14 protein-coding genes are annotated in these 16194 nt (G+C 67.1%); 9 read left to right on the top strand and 5 right to left on the bottom strand.

Annotation, left to right across the window (positions count from 1 at the left end):
* Positions 1–148 precede the first annotated feature (148 nt).
* The 4 genes from ACK4E3_RS10100 to metH are packed head-to-tail and all read left to right on the top strand — an operon-like array spanning position 149 to position 5827.
* Positions 149–1108, top strand: a complete 960-nt coding sequence (locus ACK4E3_RS10100; RefSeq protein ID WP_409700028.1) for an ArsR/SmtB family transcription factor — start codon at positions 149–151, stop codon at positions 1106–1108.
* On the top strand, positions 1105–2100 hold the full coding sequence (gene metF / locus ACK4E3_RS10095; protein WP_409700025.1) for a methylenetetrahydrofolate reductase [NAD(P)H]: 996 nt from the start codon (positions 1105–1107) through the stop codon (positions 2098–2100). The genes ACK4E3_RS10100 and metF overlap by 4 nt, the downstream gene beginning before the upstream one ends.
* Positions 2097–3161, top strand: coding sequence for a homocysteine S-methyltransferase family protein (locus ACK4E3_RS10090; protein ID WP_409700022.1), 1065 nt, complete (start codon positions 2097–2099; stop codon positions 3159–3161). Before metF ends, ACK4E3_RS10090 begins: the two co-directional genes overlap by 4 nt.
* Positions 3158–5827, top strand: coding sequence for a methionine synthase (metH, locus tag ACK4E3_RS10085; RefSeq protein WP_409700019.1), 2670 nt, complete (start codon positions 3158–3160; stop codon positions 5825–5827). The genes ACK4E3_RS10090 and metH overlap by 4 nt, the downstream gene beginning before the upstream one ends.
* Here metH and ACK4E3_RS10080 read toward each other — a convergent pair whose 3' ends face one another.
* The gene (locus ACK4E3_RS10080; RefSeq protein ID WP_409700016.1) at positions 5828–6496 is read right to left on the bottom strand and encodes a hypothetical protein; all 669 of its coding nucleotides are present in this window, start codon (positions 6494–6496) and stop codon (positions 5828–5830) included.
* Between the two features lie 220 nt (positions 6497–6716).
* The gene (locus tag ACK4E3_RS10075; RefSeq protein ID WP_409700013.1) at positions 6717–9647 is read right to left on the bottom strand and encodes a TonB-dependent receptor domain-containing protein; all 2931 of its coding nucleotides are present in this window, start codon (positions 9645–9647) and stop codon (positions 6717–6719) included.
* Positions 9648–9942: 295 nt separating this feature from the next.
* Between ACK4E3_RS10075 and ACK4E3_RS10070 the strand changes: the two genes are divergently transcribed.
* Positions 9943–10506, top strand: coding sequence for a hypothetical protein (locus ACK4E3_RS10070; RefSeq protein ID WP_409700010.1), 564 nt, complete (start codon positions 9943–9945; stop codon positions 10504–10506).
* 22 nt (positions 10507–10528) lie between these two features.
* Positions 10529–10930, top strand: a complete 402-nt coding sequence (locus tag ACK4E3_RS10065) for a TIGR01244 family sulfur transferase (protein WP_409700007.1) — start codon at positions 10529–10531, stop codon at positions 10928–10930.
* Here the strand turns inward: ACK4E3_RS10065 and ACK4E3_RS10060 are convergent, their stop codons facing one another.
* Positions 10931–11143, bottom strand: coding sequence for a hypothetical protein (locus tag ACK4E3_RS10060; RefSeq protein WP_409700004.1), 213 nt, complete (start codon positions 11141–11143; stop codon positions 10931–10933).
* 68 nt (positions 11144–11211) lie between these two features.
* Here ACK4E3_RS10060 and ACK4E3_RS10055 point away from each other — a divergent pair, with 68 nt between their 5' ends.
* The gene (locus tag ACK4E3_RS10055; protein ID WP_409700001.1) at positions 11212–12087 is read left to right on the top strand and encodes an MBL fold metallo-hydrolase; all 876 of its coding nucleotides are present in this window, start codon (positions 11212–11214) and stop codon (positions 12085–12087) included.
* Here the strand turns inward: ACK4E3_RS10055 and ACK4E3_RS10050 are convergent.
* Positions 12072–12887 carry a DUF1499 domain-containing protein gene (locus ACK4E3_RS10050; RefSeq protein WP_409699998.1) on the bottom strand — a complete coding sequence of 272 codons (816 nt, stop codon included), beginning with the start codon at positions 12885–12887 and terminating at the stop codon, positions 12072–12074. The genes ACK4E3_RS10055 and ACK4E3_RS10050 overlap by 16 nt on opposite strands.
* Positions 12888–12989: 102 nt before the next feature.
* Positions 12990–14618 (bottom strand): long-chain-fatty-acid--CoA ligase, encoded by a 1629-nt coding sequence (locus ACK4E3_RS10045; protein ID WP_409699995.1) that lies wholly within the window; start codon positions 14616–14618, stop codon positions 12990–12992.
* A gap of 141 nt (positions 14619–14759) precedes the next feature.
* On the opposite strand from ACK4E3_RS10045, the gene udk reads away from it, so the two are divergent.
* Positions 14760–15404 (top strand): uridine kinase, encoded by a 645-nt coding sequence (udk, locus tag ACK4E3_RS10040; protein ID WP_409699993.1) that lies wholly within the window; start codon positions 14760–14762, stop codon positions 15402–15404.
* A gap of 158 nt (positions 15405–15562) precedes the next feature.
* Positions 15563–16192 (top strand): TetR/AcrR family transcriptional regulator C-terminal domain-containing protein, encoded by a 630-nt coding sequence (locus ACK4E3_RS10035; RefSeq protein WP_409699990.1) that lies wholly within the window; start codon positions 15563–15565, stop codon positions 16190–16192.
* The last annotated feature ends 2 nt before the right edge of the window (positions 16193–16194 follow it).

Raw genomic sequence — 16194 nt, 5'->3', positions numbered from 1 at the left:
CTCCGGGGGCTCGTGACAGACACTTTCAAATTGCAGGCAGTATCAAGGGCGGGCCGTTGAGGCTGTAACGCCTGATCTGAGCCCCTTCCGTCGCAGGGACACGCATTTTCACTTGCCATAAGGACATAAGGATATCTTTATATGCCCTATGAGCCTGTCTGCCGATCACGCTGTCGAAGCCCTGCGCGCCGCCGGTGAGCCGACGCGCCTGCGCATCCTGGCCCTGCTGGCCAGCGAGGAGCTGTCGGTGATGGAGCTGTCGCGCATTCTCGACCAGAGCCAGCCGCGCGTCTCGCGCCATCTCAAGCTGATGGCCGATGCCCACCTGATCGAGCGCTTTCCCGACGGGGCGTGGGTGTTTTATCGCCTGCCCGCCTACGGGCCAGTGCGCAGGCTGGCCGATACGGTGCTGGACCTGCTCGACAATGCCGACGCCGAGCGCGACCTGCAAAGGCTCGAGGACGTGCGCCGCGAGCGCGAGATCGAAGCCGAAACCTATTTCGAGCGTGTCGCCCCGCAATGGGACCGCATCCGCTCGCTCTATGTCTCGGAAAGCGCGGTGGAAGCGGCGATCGAGCGCGCCGCCGGGCCGGGCCCCTTCGAGCGGCTGGTGGACCTGGGCACCGGGTCGGGGCGGATGCTCACCCTCCTTGGGCGCAGGGCGCGCACGTCCATCGGGCTGGACCTGTCGCAGCAGATGCTCAATCTGGCGCGCACCAATGTGGCGCGCTGCGGCCTCGACGGCGCAGAGCTTCGCCACGGTGACATCTTCGCCACCCGCCTGCCCGGCCAGTGCGCGGACCTCGTGGTGGTCCATCAGGTGCTGCATTACCTGACCGACCCGGCCGCCGCCATCGCCGAGGCGGCGCGTCTGGTCATGCCCGGCGGGCGCCTGCTGATCGTGGACTTTGCCCCTCATACCATCGAGGCGCTGCGCCGCGAGCATCAGCATCGCAGGCTGGGCTTTGCCGACAGCGAGGTGCGCGGCTGGCTGAGCGACGCGGGGCTGAAACCGGCCGCGCCCATTGCCCTGCCGCCCGACCGCGAGGGGCTGACCGTCACCATCTGGACGGCCGAACGCGCCCAGCAGGGACGCTCTGCCGCATGAGCCTCTCGCCCGCAGATACGGCCCCTTCGCGGGCGTCACTTCCGCGGGCGTCACTGTCGCGGGCGCGCGAGATCCTGCTCTCGCCGCTCGGCCCCGTGGCACGCGCCGGGCGCAGCCATGAGCCGGTGCGGGTCTCCTTCGAGTTCTTCCCGCCCAGGACCGATGCCGCCGAGACCGCGCTCTGGAGCGCCATCCGCAGGCTGGAGCCCCTGAACCCCGCCTTCGTCTCTGTCACCTATGGCGCAGGCGGCTCGACGCGCGAGCGCACCCACCGTACGGTCGGGCGCATCCTGTCCGAAACCCGCCTCGTGCCCGCCGCTCATCTGACCTGCGTTGAGGCCAGCCGCGCGGACGTCGATGCCGTGGCCGAGGCCTACTGGCAGGCGGGCGTGCGCCATATCGTGGCCCTGCGCGGCGACCCGCCCACGGGCGAGGGCGTGATCGGCGGGCGCTACTGCCCGCGCGCGGACGGCTATGCCCACGCCACCGCCCTGGTCGAGGGTCTGCGCGCGCGCCATCCCTTCGAGATCAGCGTGGGTGCCTATCCCGAGCAGCACCCCGAGAGCCCCTCGCTGGACCACGATCTCGATGTGTTGCAGGCCAAGGCCGATGCGGGGGCCAGCCGGGCCATCAGCCAATTCTGCTTCGATATCGAGGCCTTCCTGCGCTATCGCGATGCGGTGGCGGCGCGAGGCATCGCGGTGCGCCTCATCCCCGGCATCATGCCCGTGACCAACTATGGCGCGCTTCTGCGCATGGCCGAGGGCTGTGGCACCAGCATACCCGACTGGCTCAAGGCTCACTTCGACGGGCTGGACGACGATCCCGAGACCCGTCGCCTGATCGCGGGCGCCATCGCCGCAGAACAGTGCGCGCGCCTTCAGGAGGAGGGCTTCTCGGACTTTCACTTCTACACCCTGAACCGGGCCGATCTGGTCTATGCCATCTGCCGCGTGCTGGGCCTGCGCGAGGAGCGGGAGATCGCCTCGTGACCCGCGCCGAGGTCACACAGGCCCTGACGCGCGCTGCCGACGAGCGCATTCTGGTGCTGGACGGATCGTGGGGCACCATGATCCAGCGCATGGGCCTCAGCGAGACCGACTTTCGCACCCCCGCCCTCGCCGCCCATCCCCGGCCGCTTCTGGGCAACAACGATCTGCTCAGCCTGACCCGCCCGGACCTGATCGAGGGCCTGCACCGCACCTATCTGGAGGCGGGGGCGGACATCACCGAGACCAACACCTTTTCATCCACCTCCATTGCCCAGGCCGACTACGGGCTGGAGACGCTGGCGCGTGAGCTGAACCTGGAGGCCGCGCGCGCCGCGCGCCGCGCCGTCGACGGCTGGAACCGCGAGCACCCCGGACGAAGGGCCTTCGTCGCCGGGGCCATGGGACCGACCAACCGCACCTTGTCCATCAGCCCCGATGTCAACGATCCGGGCTATCGCGCCGTCAGCTTCGACCAGATGTATGCAGCCTATGCCGAGCAGGCGCGCGCCCTGCACGAGGGCGGCGTGGACATCTTCCTGATCGAGACCATCTTCGACACCCTCAATGCCAAGGCGGCCATCAAGGCCATAATCGATCTGCATGACGAGGGGTTGGAGCCCCTGCCGATCTGGATATCGGGCACCATCACCGACCGCTCGGGGCGCACGCTTTCGGGCCAGACCCCCGAGGCCTTCTGGAACAGCGTGCGCCATGCGCGCCCCTTTGCCGTGGGGCTGAACTGCGCGCTGGGTGCCGATCTGATGCGCCCGCACATCCAGGCGCTGGCCCGCGTCGCCGATACGCGCATCGCAGCCTTCCCCAATGCGGGCCTGCCCAACGCCATGGGCGAATACGACGAGCAGCCTGACGAGACGGCCGCTCACCTGCGGGAGTGGGCCCAGAGCGGGCTGGTCAACATTCTGGGCGGCTGTTGCGGCACCACGCCCGAACACATCCGCCACATCGCGCAGGCCGTGGCGGGGCTGGCACCGCGCACGATCCCCGAGCGCCCGCGCGCCCTGCGGCTGTCGGGGCTGGAGCCCTTCGAGGCACTGGCGTGAGACCCGTCTTCATCAATGTGGGCGAGCGCACCAACGTCACCGGCTCGGCCAGATTCCGAAAGCTGATCGTCGAGGGCGACTATGGCGCCGCCCTGTCGGTGGCGCGCCAGCAGGTCGAGGCCGGTGCCCAGATCATAGACGTCAACATGGACGAGGGCCTGCTGGACGGTGCCCATGCCATGACGACCTTTCTCAACCTGATTGCCGCCGAGCCGGACATCAGCCGCGTTCCCATCATGATCGATTCCTCGAACTGGGACGTGATCGAGGCGGGGCTGAAGTGCGTTCAGGGCAAGCCCATCGTCAACTCGATCAGTCTCAAGGAAGGCGAGGCGCCCTTTCGCGCGCAGGCGACCTTGTGCCTGCGCTATGGCGCGGCGGTGGTGGTCATGGCCTTTGACGAGGCCGGACAGGCGGACACTCTGGCGCGCAAGGTCGAGATCTGCACCCGTGCCTACCGCCTGCTGGTCGATGAGGTTGGCTTTGCGCCCGAAGACATCATCTTCGATCCCAACATCTTTGCCGTCGCCACGGGCATCGAGGCGCACGACAACTATGCCGTCGACTTCATCGAGGCGACGCGCGAGATCAAGCGCACCTTGCCCCACGCCAAGGTGTCGGGCGGCGTGTCGAACGTCTCGTTCAGCTTTCGCGGCAACGAGCCGGTGCGCCGGGCCATCCACGCCGTGTTCCTCTACCACGCCATCAATGCGGGCCTGGACATGGGCATCGTCAATGCGGGCGATCTGCCGGTCTATGACGACATCGAGCCGCAGCTGCGCGAGGCGGTCGAGGACGTGATCCTGAACCGGCCCGCGCGCGCCGGGGTCTCCAACACCGAGCGGCTGGTCGAGATGGCCGCGCGCTACAGGGGCGAGAGCAGCGCGGCAAAGGGCGCGGACCTGTCGTGGCGCGAGCAGCCGGTGGCCCGGCGCATCGAGCATGCCCTGATCAACGGTATCACCGAGTTCATCGAGGCCGACGCCGAGGAGGCGCGCCTGGCACTGGGCCGTCCGCTCGCCGTCATCGAAGGCCCGCTGATGGACGGCATGAACGTGGTCGGAGACCTGTTCGGCGCGGGCAGGATGTTCCTGCCCCAGGTGGTCAAGTCCGCGCGCGTGATGAAGCAGGCGGTGGCCTATCTGGAGCCCTTCATGCAGGCCGAGCGTGACGCCGGCACTGCGGATGTGCGCAGCAGCGCCGGGCGCATCCTGATGGCCACGGTGAAAGGCGACGTGCACGACATCGGCAAGAACATCGTCGGCGTCGTGCTGCAATGCAACGGCTATGAGGTCATAGACCTTGGCGTCATGGTCCCGGCGCAGCGCATCATCGACGAGGCCCTGGCCCACGAGGTCGACGCCATCGGCCTGTCCGGCCTGATCACGCCCAGCCTCGACGAGATGGTGTTCGTCGCCTCCGAGATGCAGCGCCGGGGCTTGAGCCTTCCCCTGCTGATCGGCGGGGCGACCACCTCGCGCACCCATACGGCGGTCAGGATCGCGCCTGCCTACACCAATGGTTCGACCACATATGTCACCGATGCCAGCCGCGCGGTGGGCGTGGTGACGAGCCTGCTTTCACCCGCCGATCGTCCGCGCTTCGAGGCCGAGACCCGCGCGGACTTCGAGCGCGCGAGGGCACAGTATGCGCGGGCCCAGAGCGAGCGCGGGCGCACCGCCCTTGATGCCGCACGCGCCAACGCCCTTGCCCTGACGGGTGCCCCGCCGCCGCCGCCGCGCACGTCGGGCGTTCAGGCCTTTGACGACTGGCCCCTCGATGACCTGATCGCCCACATCGACTGGACGCCCTTCTTTGCCAGCTGGGAGCTGGTGGGGCGCTATCCCGACATTCTCGAGGACGAGGTCGTGGGCGAGGCGGCGCGGGCGCTGCACGCAGATGCCCTTGCCATGCTCGACACCATCAGGCGCGAACGCTGGCTGAGCGCGCGCGGCGTGGTCGGTTTCTGGCCCGCCAATGCTCGCGGCGACGACATCGTGATCTGGAGTGACGAAACCCGCACCCATGAACGCGCGCGCCTGCACACCCTGCGCCAGCAGATGGGCAAGAGCACGGACCGCCCCAATCTGGCGCTGGCCGATTTCCTCAGCGAGGACGGGCTCGACCACATCGGCGGCTTTGCTGTCACCGCCGGGATCGGAGAGCGAGAGCGGGCGGCAGCGTTCAGGGCTGCGGGCGACGACTATTCCGCCATCCTGTTCACGGCCCTCGCCGACCGTCTGGCCGAAGCCTTTGCCGAGAGCCTGCACGCGCGCGTTCGCCGCGATCTGTGGGGCTATGCGCCTGACGAGAGCGCCAGCCTCGATGATCTGATCGCCGAGCGCTATCAGGGCATTCGCCCCGCGCCCGGATATCCGGCCCAGCCCGATCACACCGAAAAGGCGACCCTGTTCGATCTGTTGCAGGCCGAGGCCCACACCGGCATCGGCCTGACCGAAAGCTATGCCATGAGCCCGGCGGCCTCGGTCAGCGGGCTCTATTTCGCGCGCGCGCAGGCCCACTATTTCGGCGTGGGCCGCATCGACCGCGATCAGGTCGCCGACTATGCGCAGCGCAAGGGCTGGAGCCTCGCCGAGGCCGAGCGCTGGCTGGCGCCCATTCTCAGCTATCAGCCCCGCGAGGTGCCCGACGCCAGCGCCGCGTGACTATTCGGCGGACTGGGGCTGAGACGACTGGGGCTGAGACGACTGGGGCGGAGAGGACTGGGGCGGCAGGCTCTCGCGGAAGGCGGCTTCGTCGATGCCGACCTCGGCCAGGGTGGCGGGAGGCGTGGTGATGTTGCGGCGCAGGCGACGGGCGGCGTGCTCGCAGCGGCCCGGCAGGCCGAAGAACAGATCGAAGGTGTTGCGACGCTCCTCGGCCGTCTCCTGGGCCATGTAGGGCGCCCAGAACGCGCGGGCGCGCTCGCTGGCGGCTTCGGCGCTGGCCAGGGACTCAGGGCTCTGGCGGCCACGGGCACTGGCCAGAGCGCCCGCGAAGTCCGTGGCCTCCAGGCGGGCGATGCGCATGAAGTCCTGGTCGTCTGCCGACAGGGTGCCGAGGCTCTCACCCAGACGCACATGACCCATGACGATGCCGTGGCACCAGGACACCAGGCCGTAGTCGTCCTCGGGCACCCCTGCGGGCAGCGGCAGGGCATAGGCGATGGCCTCGCGATAGCGGGTGTCGTCGGAGCCATCGGGCCTGATCGTGGTGCCGCCGGTGACGATCAGGTCCTGAGCGGGCTGTTGAGCCCCCTGCTGGCCAGTCTGCTGGGCGGGCGCTGGCTGCTGGAGGCCCAGCGCCATGGCGAAGGCGAAAACGGTCGTGGTCATCTGCAATCTACCTCTTGGACCTCGTGGTCGTGCGTCAGCTCCACAGCCGACACGCGCACCCCCTGTGATCAGCCCTAACGCATCCGCCCGCGCGGGCGTTCATGCGTCATGGGCCAGGAACGCTGTTTGGCGCACAAGCGTGGCAAAAAGAAAACGGCGGGCCCGGATGGACCCGCCGTCTCCGTCTCTGGCCCGAAGGCCGGAGTGTCGTTCCTCAGACTTAGAAGTCTGCCGTGATGCCGATGAAGATGAAGCGGCCCATGGCGTCATAGGTCTGGGGATAGGTGTTGCCGTTACCCGTGGTTCCGACGCTGGCGTTCAACGGCGGGTCGCGGTCGAGCACGTTGTTGACACCGGCGCGCAGACGCATGTTGTCGCGGATCTGCCAGCTACCCGACAGGTCGAGATAGTTGATCGCCGGGAACTCGTAGTCGAGACGCGCAGGGTTGCCACCGAACATGGTCACCGAGCTGTAGTGACGCCAGGTGGCCGCCAGCTCGATGCCGTCCCACGGGGTCGACCAACCGATGCGGGCACGGTGACGCCACTCGGGGTTGGGCGTGCCGCAGGAGCTGACGAACTGACCGACGCAGTCATAGACCAGGCCGGTGCCCGTGTCGGTGACCAGGCTTTCCAGCCAGGTGCCCACGAAGCTGAAGTTCAGGCCGCCGAAGCCATCCATGCCGAAGTCGGCAAGGTCGAGACCGTAGGAGGCGCTGATGTCCACACCCGAGGTCGAGAGACCACCGATGTTGGTGTTCAGGTCTTCAACGAAGCCGTCACCGATCCAGAGCTGGCCCAGATTGTTGCGGTTGATGCGGCTGCATGCAGCGGCATCGTTGTTGAAGTAGCACTCGTTGATCGTGTTCTCGGCCCCGAAGGTCGAGATCAGGTTGGTGACCTCGATGTCATAGTAGTCCACCGACAGCACGAAGCGCGGCAGGAAGCTCGGGGTGAACACGAAGCCCAGCGTCAGGGTGTCCGACTCTTCGGCCTCGAGGCCGATGAAGCCGCCTTGCAGGAAGTTGTACTGACCAGCGGGGCTGTCCAGGGCGGCGCTGCCGTACTGGGGCGCGGGAACGCCGGTGGCCACGCACTGCGCCAGGGTCGCCGTCTGGGCGGGACCGCAGGGATCCTCGTCCATGTCGAACAGGTTGAAGCCCTGGGCGGTGAACAGCTCGATCACGTTCGGCGCACGCACCGCACGCTGGAAGCTGCCGCGGAAGCGGATGTCGGGAACCGGGGCCCAGTCAGCGCCGAACTTGTAGGCATCGGCGGTGATGCCGGTGCTGTAGTTCGAGTGACGATAGGCGAGGTCCAGCGACGCCCAGTGCATGCCGGGCTGGCCTTCGGCGAGCGGAACCTGGGCCTCGATGAAGACGTCCTGGTTGCTGATCGCACCGCTGAAGCCGATGGTCGGGCCGCCCTGACCGGCACCGTCGCCCGAGGCGAAGGCAGCGTCAGTGGTCGAGCCCAGCGCATCGCGACGGAACTCGATACCGAAGGCGACCTGCACACCACGCGAGGCCATGGGCGACTGCCAGCCGTACTGACCGAGATCACCGGTGAAGGCGAGCGTTCCGACCTGCTGGGTCGTGTAGCCAGTCTGGATCAGCGGAATCTGCAGATAGTCCAGCGCCGCCTGGGTCACACCGCCGGGCACGAAGCCGAAGATGTTGTAGGGCACGCAGTTCGGATCGGTGCCGTTGACCACCGAGCGACAGGTCGGCACGCCGCCCACGTTCACCACGTCAATGGCGCGCGCGGCACGGGTCACCGAGAAGTCGTTCAGATAGGTCCGCGACAGCTGGACGCGCGAATATTGCAGGGCCAGGTCGTAGTCCCAGCCCGGGCCCATCTCGCCGCGCAGACCGACCACGCCGCGATAGCTTTGGTAGCGCAGGTCGTCCTGACGGCCGCCGCCTTCGACGTTACGACGCAGGATGAAGAACGGCACCGAGTTGTCGGCCGCGATGTCCGCCGGCGTACAGCCGATCTGGGTTTTCTGGGTGTTGGAAAGCAGCGGGTTGCCGCAGTTGATGGTGCTGGTGTTGGCGAAGATGCCCGAGGGGGCGATCTGGGCCACCGACGAATAGTCGCTGAACATCAGCTGGGTGAACACTTCGACGTTCGGGTTCAGGGTGTAGTAGCCGCTGGCACCGAAGACATAGCGCTCGTCGGGACGCTGGTAGTAGTTCAGCGGACCGAAGTTATAGGCGTTCACTGCGGCATTGTAGTTCTGCCAGGTGCCGGGCGTCGGGCCCAAGGTGAAGTTGTAGGTGGCGAAGTTCGTGAACAGGCCGGGGAACGAGGTGCCCGAGCCGCCGCAGGTGAAGGCCGTCGGCGTCGGCGCGCCCAGAGCACACGACGAATAGTCATAGTCGCGCTGCAGCACCTTGTTGTTGCGGCGATAGCCGGCATAGGCCGTCAGGTTGCCGCGGTTGTCGGGAGCATTGATGCCCAGCAGGGCCGTCACTTCACGGCTGAAGCCGGTCATGACGCTGTTTTCCGGCAGACGGAACTGCGACGGGTTGGTGGCCGCGCGCGCCGCGATCACGTTGCGCAGGTTGCCCGGGCCGTCATAGTCGTTGCGGTGGTGATAGAAGCCGTACTGGGCGTCGATCTGGATGCCTTCGACGTTGCGCTTGGTGATGAAGTTCACCACGCCCGCGACGGCGTCCGAGCCGTAGACGGCCGAGGCACCGCCGGTCAGCACTTCGACGCGCTCGACCAGCTGGCCGGGAATCTGGTTCAGGTCGGCGGCGGTGTCGTTGGGCGATCCGTAGCCCATGCGGCGGCCGTCGATCAGTACCAGGGTACGGGTCGAACCGAGGTTGCGCAGGCTGACCGTGGCCGTGCCCGAGGCGCCGTTGGACACGGTCGAGTTCTGGGCGGCGAAGGCCTGGGGCAGCTGGGTCACGAGGTCTTCGACGCGGGTCACGCCCTGCGCACGGATGTCCTCGCCGGTCACCTGGGTCACCGGGCTGGTGGTCACGAGGTTCGGCTGCACGATGCGCGAACCGGTGATGACGATCTCGCCGACCTGGGTGGGCTGGTCCTGGGCGGCAGCCGGAACGGCCGCCAGCGCCAGCATGGCACCACCGATCATGGTCGAGGCGAGCAGACGCTCACGCGTAGTAAAGGCTTTCAAGGTTCATCCTCCTGAGCCCGGCACCTGCCCCCGATGGTGGACGTCTGCCGAAGCGATGAAACGCAATCAAAACCTGCGGGGCACTTTCCTCGCAGGCTGGCCGGACGATGGGCCGCGAACATTTTATCGTCAAAGCAAATTACTCATCTGTAATCACCTCGTCGCACAGGTGTCGCAATCGGGCCACGCTTGTGGCGAGGCGTTGCGGCGCACTCACGCCTATCGCCTGCTAGGCAAGGGCTTGCTGTTCGGCCAGAATGTGGCGAACGTTCCAGGGAAAAGGTGAGATTGCCCCATGACCACCACGCCGGCCGGATTCAAGAAAGCCTTGCATTGCCAAGGGGTTGCGGGTGCCGCAGTCATCGCATGGGGTTTATTGGCAACCGCGGCGGTGGCACAAGAAAACAGCGGCGAGCGCGCCGAACTATTACTGCAACTGTTACAGTGTCGAGACGTGTCCGAGGCAGCGGCCCGGCTGGAATGTTACGATCGGGTTAGCGCCTCCATCGATGCTGCGGAGCGTTCCGGGGATATCGTTGTGGTCGACCGCGCCCAGGTCAGCGCCGCGCGCCGCCAGCTGTTCGGATTCGAGGTGCCGAACTTCACCCTGCTCGACCGGGGCTCGGCAAGCGAGCGCATCGAAGCGGTCACGGCAACGCTCACACGGGCCAGTCAGGGCGGCGACGGACGCTGGGTGTTCGTTCTGGATGACGGCTCCACATGGCGACAGGCCGATTCGGACCCGGTGCGCCTGTCCGCGCGTTCCGGTCTGGAGGTGCGCGTGCGCCGCGCGAGCCTCGGCAGCTATCTGCTCACCGCAGGGTCCAGCCGTGCCATCAGGGTGCGCCGCGACCAGTGACAGAACATCGGAGCGAGACATCATGAAGAAACTGCACGAGAATCTCTATGTCGGCCCCCAGCTGGGCGAGAGTGACCTGCGCGCCCTGGCCGATCAGGGCTTTTCCACCATCATCAACAATCGCCCCGATGGCGAGGAGCCGGGCCAGCCCGGCAGCGCTGACCTCAGGGCTGCCGCCGAGGCCCTGGGGCTCGGCTATCACCACAATCCCGTTTCGGGACGCCCGGGGCCGGAGCAGGCCGCCGAGCAGCTCCGCATCCTTTCGGCCAGCGAGGGCAAGACCTTCATGTTCTGCCGCTCAGGCATGCGCTCCACCGCCGCATGGGCCATGGGCAGTGTCAGCGCCGGAACCCTCGATGCCGAGACCGCGCGCCAGCGTGCCGCAGACGCCGGCTACGACCTGTCGGGCCTGCCGCTGGAATAGTCAGTAGCCGCGTTCGATGCCGATGCGCGTGGCATAGGGCACCGGCTCGGGCGTGCAGGAGGCCGCCGTCAGTTGTCCGGCCATCAGAACCAGAGCGGCCACGGCCAGCATCTGCAGGCGCGAAGAGACATAGAGCCCGGCATCAAGGACCAGCGTCCGCGCACGGCCTGTCCGCGCCAGGGCGCCCTTGCCATCTGTTTCGTAATGACCCACCGATACGCCTCCTCATCCACTGACGGGCGCACCCTCGCAAGCGCCCTGCCAGACAAGGTGTCCGGGCCGTGATCCCCTTCGTGCGCGATTTCGACTTCGAATACGGGCGCTGCGATCAGGTCTCGCCCCTGATCCGGCGGGTGATGGCGAACAATCCCGGCCCCTTCACCTTTACGGGCACGGCAACCTTCATCGTCGGCCATGGCCAGGTGGCGGTGATCGACCCCGGCCCGGCGCTGAGCGATCACTTCGATGCGCTGAAGAGGGCGCTTGAGGGCGAGCGCGTCACCCATGTGCTCATCACCCACACCCATGCCGACCACGCCCCGCTGGGCCGACCGCTGGCCGAGGCGACGGGGGCCGAGCTGCTGGCCATGCGCGGCGCGGGTGCAGGCGCGGCCAGCGTCCATACCCTCGACGAGCCGGATCTTGGCGCATTTGAGCCTGACCGCTGGATCGAGGACGGCGAGAAGGTGAGCGGGCCCGGCTGGAAGCTCAAGGCCGTGGCTACGCCCGGTCACGCCTCGAACCATGTCGCCTTTGCGCTGGAGGAGGAAAACGCCCTGTTCAGCGGTGATCACGTCATGGGCTGGTCCACCACCGTGGTCGCGCCGCCCGATGGCGACATGCGCGCCTATATCGACAGCCTGAAGCGCGTGATGGCCGAGGGATACGGGACGCTGTGGCCCACCCACGGACCGCCCGTGCGCAATGTCGGCCCCTTCCTGCAAGCCTGCCTTGATCACCGCCTGATGCGCGAGCGCCAGTTGCTGGACGCCCTCGCCCACGGGCCCGCCGGCATCGAGGCCATGGTGCCGAAGCTCTATGCAGAGACCGATCCGAAACTCTGGCCCGCAGCGGGCCTTTCGATGCGCGCGCACCTGATCAAGCTGATGGAGGAAGGTCGCGTCTTCTGCCGCGAGGGTCTTTACGAGATCGCGTAGGCGCCCAGGGCCGCGATGATCGCGCTGGCCCGGCGACAGCTTGCTCCGCCATCGCCCAGACCCTCGCGGCGGATGACGCGCACGTCGGTGCGACCGGGGCGGATGCGCACCACCACGTCCTCGGTAAAGCCCAGCACGGGGCTCTGGACAAAGCCCTCGACGCGCCAGGGCGCGCGGCCCACCACGGTGATCCCCTCGCTGCGCAGCGCGGCAGCCACCTGATCGGGATGAAGCTGGCGGGGCACGGCCTGCGCTTCGGGACAGGTCTCTGCGTTGATCTCGGCCACGCGGCGACCCCGATAGGCCAGCCAGCCCGCAGGTATCGGCCCGCTCACCAAGGCAGAGAGATCATCGGGCACGCGCGGGTCAGCCTCCACGCGGTTGGCGGCCCCGCGCCGCCGCCCGATCATGGCATCCGAAAATCCGGGCGGGTCGCTCCAGTCCGTCGAGACCTGATGCACGGGCGGATTCTCGGCGCGCTCAAGCCGCAGCCGCTCCACACCCAGCGCCGACAGGCCCGTGATCGCCACGGCAATGATGCCGAGGATCAGCGCGCGCCTGCGCCGCAGCAGCGCCAGCAGCACGATGACGACCCCCAGCGCCACGCCCGCCAAGGTGGCAAGGCGGCCATAGTGGAGGATCATGATCTCCAGCCCGAGCCCGTAATCCAGCAGTCCGAACGTCAGGCCGATCACCCCGGCCAGCACGACAGCCGGGCCGATCAGGGCCAGCAGCATCATCACGCGCACGATGCCCGCCAGGGTCTTGCTCGCTTTGGCAGAGGTGGCTTTGGCAGGCACCGGTGGCCCCCTTTGATCGGCAGCAGACGGCAAAGACACAACCCGCGCAGGCGTGCGCCCTTACGGTCGCCATCGCGCGAGGAGCCGGAACTTGACCCAGGATCAGGCCGTGGGCAACCGGTAATCCTTGAAGCGCTCGCGCAGGATTTTCTTGTCGATCTTGCCCGTGGCGCCCAGCGGAATGTCATCCACGAACACCACGTCGTCGGGCATCCACCACTTGGCGATCTTGCCTTGCAGGAAGTCGAGGAACTCCTGCTTGTCGCCGCTGACGCCCTCGTGGAGCTTGAGCACCAGCAAGGGGCGCTCGTCCCACTTGGGATGGGCCACACCGATTACGGCGGCCAGGGCCACCTTGTCGTGGCCCACCGCGATGTTCTCGATGTCGATGGAGCTGATCCACTCGCCGCCGGACTTGATCACGTCCTTGGCGCGGTCGGTGATGGCCATGTAGCCCGTGGGATCGATGGTGGCGACGTCGCCGGTGTCGAAATAGCCCTCGTCATCGAGGATCTGACCGCCCACGCCCTTGAAGTAGCTGCCCGCCACGGTGGGGCCGCGCACCATGAGGCGGCCGAAGGCGACGCCGTCCTGTGGCAGCACCTTGCCCTCGTCATCCTTGAGCGTGAGATGGATGCCGATGGGCGGGCGGCCCTGCTTGGTGCGCCAGGGAATCTGCTCCTCGTAGGGCAGCGCCGCCAGCTCGGGCGTGAGGTTGGAGATGGTGCCCACGGGGGAGGTCTCGGTCATGCCCCAGCCCTGCACCACCTCGACGCCGAACTCGTCGTGGAAGGCGCGGATCATGGCCGCAGGCACCGCAGAGCCGCCGATCAGCACCTTTTTCAGCGTGGTGAGCTGGCCGCCGCTCTGGCGCAGGTGCTGCAACAGGCCCTGCCAGACGGTCGGAACGGCAGCCGAATAGGTGACCTTCTCGGTCTCGAGCAACTCGTGGATGGCCGCGCCGTCCATGCGCGCGCCCGGCATGATCAGGCGTGCGCCCACCGCCGGCGCGCTGAACGCCAGCCCCCAGGCATTGGCATGGAACATGGGCACGATGGCGAGGATGGTGTCTCGCGAGGAGGCGCCCATCACGTCGTTCTGGAGCGTGATCAGGGTGTGCAGGAAGTTCGAGCGGTGCGAATAGAGCACGCCCTTGGGATCGCCCGTGGTGCCCGAAGTGTAGCAAAGGCCACAGGCCGTGTTCTCGTCGAACCCGCCCCAGTCGCACTCGGCGGAATTCTCGGCCAGAACGTGCTCGTAGCACTCGGCGCGCGGCAGCTTGGTCTGAGGCATGGAAGCCTCGTCAGTCATCACCACGACGCGCTCGACGCTGGGGCACTTGTCGAGGATCGCCTCCAGCAGCGGCACGAAGGTCAGGTCGGTGAAGATGACCTTATCCTCGGCGTGGTTGATGATGTAGATCAGCTGCTCGGGGAACAGGCGCGGATTGAGGGTGTGGCACACCGCGCCTATGCCCATGATGCCGTACCAGGCCTCGATGTGGCGGCCCGTGTTCCAGGCGATGGTGGCGACACGGTCGCCTGTCCCTACACCCCACGACTTCAGCGCATTGGAGACGCGCCGCGCGCGCTCGTGGATTTCGGCATAGGTCGTGGTGACCATGGGGCCTTCGACCGAGCGGGTGACGACCTCGCGGTTGCCATGCCAGTGCCGCGCGTGATCGAGAATCTTGTCGACCGTCAGCGGCCAATGCTGCATCAGTCCCTGCATCGGTATCATTCCTCCATCGTGCGCCTGTGAGCGGTGCTTGAAGCCACGCTAAACAGGTGATCGGTGTTAAGCAACGCCAACCGGCACCGTGAGCTTGACCATGCGTAAGGCTTCGGTGTCGATTTTGGCAAAGGCCATGTCATGACCAGACTCATTGCCATCACCGGGGGTTCCGGATCGGGAAAAAGCACCCTTGCCGAGGCCCTCATCGAGGCCCTTCCCGAGGGTGTCGCCACCCTGGTGCGCGAGGACTGGTACTATCACGACGCGGCCAGCGTGCCGGGCTTCGATCCGGCCACCTACGACTTCGACGACGTGGCCGCGCGCGACCATGGCCTGCTGATCTCGCAGCTCAAGGATCTGCGCGCCGGGCGTGACGTGCTGGCACCGATCTATTCGCTGGTTCACCACGGGCGCGAGCCGGGCGGCCTCAGCGTGCAGGCCCGCCCCGTGATCGTGGTCGAGGGCGCCCATGTGCTGTGCACACCTGCGCTCGCCGATCTGTTCGACCTCAAGGTGTTTGTCGACACGCCTGCCGACATCCGCTTCATCCGCAGGCTGCTGCGCGATCAGGTCGAGCGCGGGCGCACGGCGGACTCGGTCATCAGCCAGTATCTCAAGACCGTGCGGCCGGGCCACGAGCGCTTCACCGAGCCCTCGCGCGCGGTGGCCGACTTCATCGTGGCCGACAGCGCCGCCGCCGTGCGGATCGAGGACCCCACCACCATCACGCGCCTGATCGCGCCGGTGCTGGCCCACCCCCTGTTCGAGGGGTATCGGGCCTGAGGTGGTGAAATAACCTTCGCTTGCCAGCGTCGAAATCTTCACTTGCAGCGCGGCAACATCCGGGACACTCTGTGTGCGGGTGGCGACACAAGGGGTTGACGCCGCGTAAGAAAACTCGCGGTTTGACCTTGAACAGCGTGTCGCCATCGGAGGCGACCATGGCGGACACCACCGCTGACATCCGGCGCGATGACGCCAAGGCGCGGGAAATCCTGAAAGCCGCGCGCAAGCACTTCATCACTGAAGGCTACGCCAGTGCGGCCATGGAGGCGATCGCGCGCGAGGCCGGGGTCTCGACCGCAACGCTCTATCTCTATTTCCCCGGCAAGGCCGAGCTGTTCCGCCACGTGATCCTGGATGCCTCGCGCGATTTCGGCGCCGCCATCGACGAGATCCGCAAGCTGGAGGGCGATGCGCGCCAGCAGCTGCGCGCCTTTGCCCGCGCCTATGCCCAGTTTCTCTCCGAGCCCTTCGTGCGCGCCATATTCCGCCTGGTCATGGCCGAGCGCAAACGCTTCCAGGCGACCGCCCAGCACTTCTTCGACTATGGCCGCGCCCACATCGGGGCCGTGCTGATGGGCATCCTCTCCCAGCTTGAGCAAGCCGGCGAGATCAAGGTCGAAAAGCCGTCATGGGCCGCCGGTCAGCTCATGGGCATGATCGAGCATCCGGTGTTCTTCGTGCCGCTGGTCACGGGCGACGAGGTCAAGGCCGCGCGCGCGCTGGGCGACATCGCCGAAGATGCCGTCGAGACCTTCATGCACCGCTACGGAACGGCCCCGAGGTAAGA

The sequence above is a fragment of the Brevundimonas sp. genome (genome assembly GCF_046299595.1).
Taxonomy (GTDB): domain Bacteria; phylum Pseudomonadota; class Alphaproteobacteria; order Caulobacterales; family Caulobacteraceae; genus Brevundimonas.
Note: the sequence above shows the minus strand (reverse complement) of the source record. Positions and strands in the feature narration are given on the sequence as shown.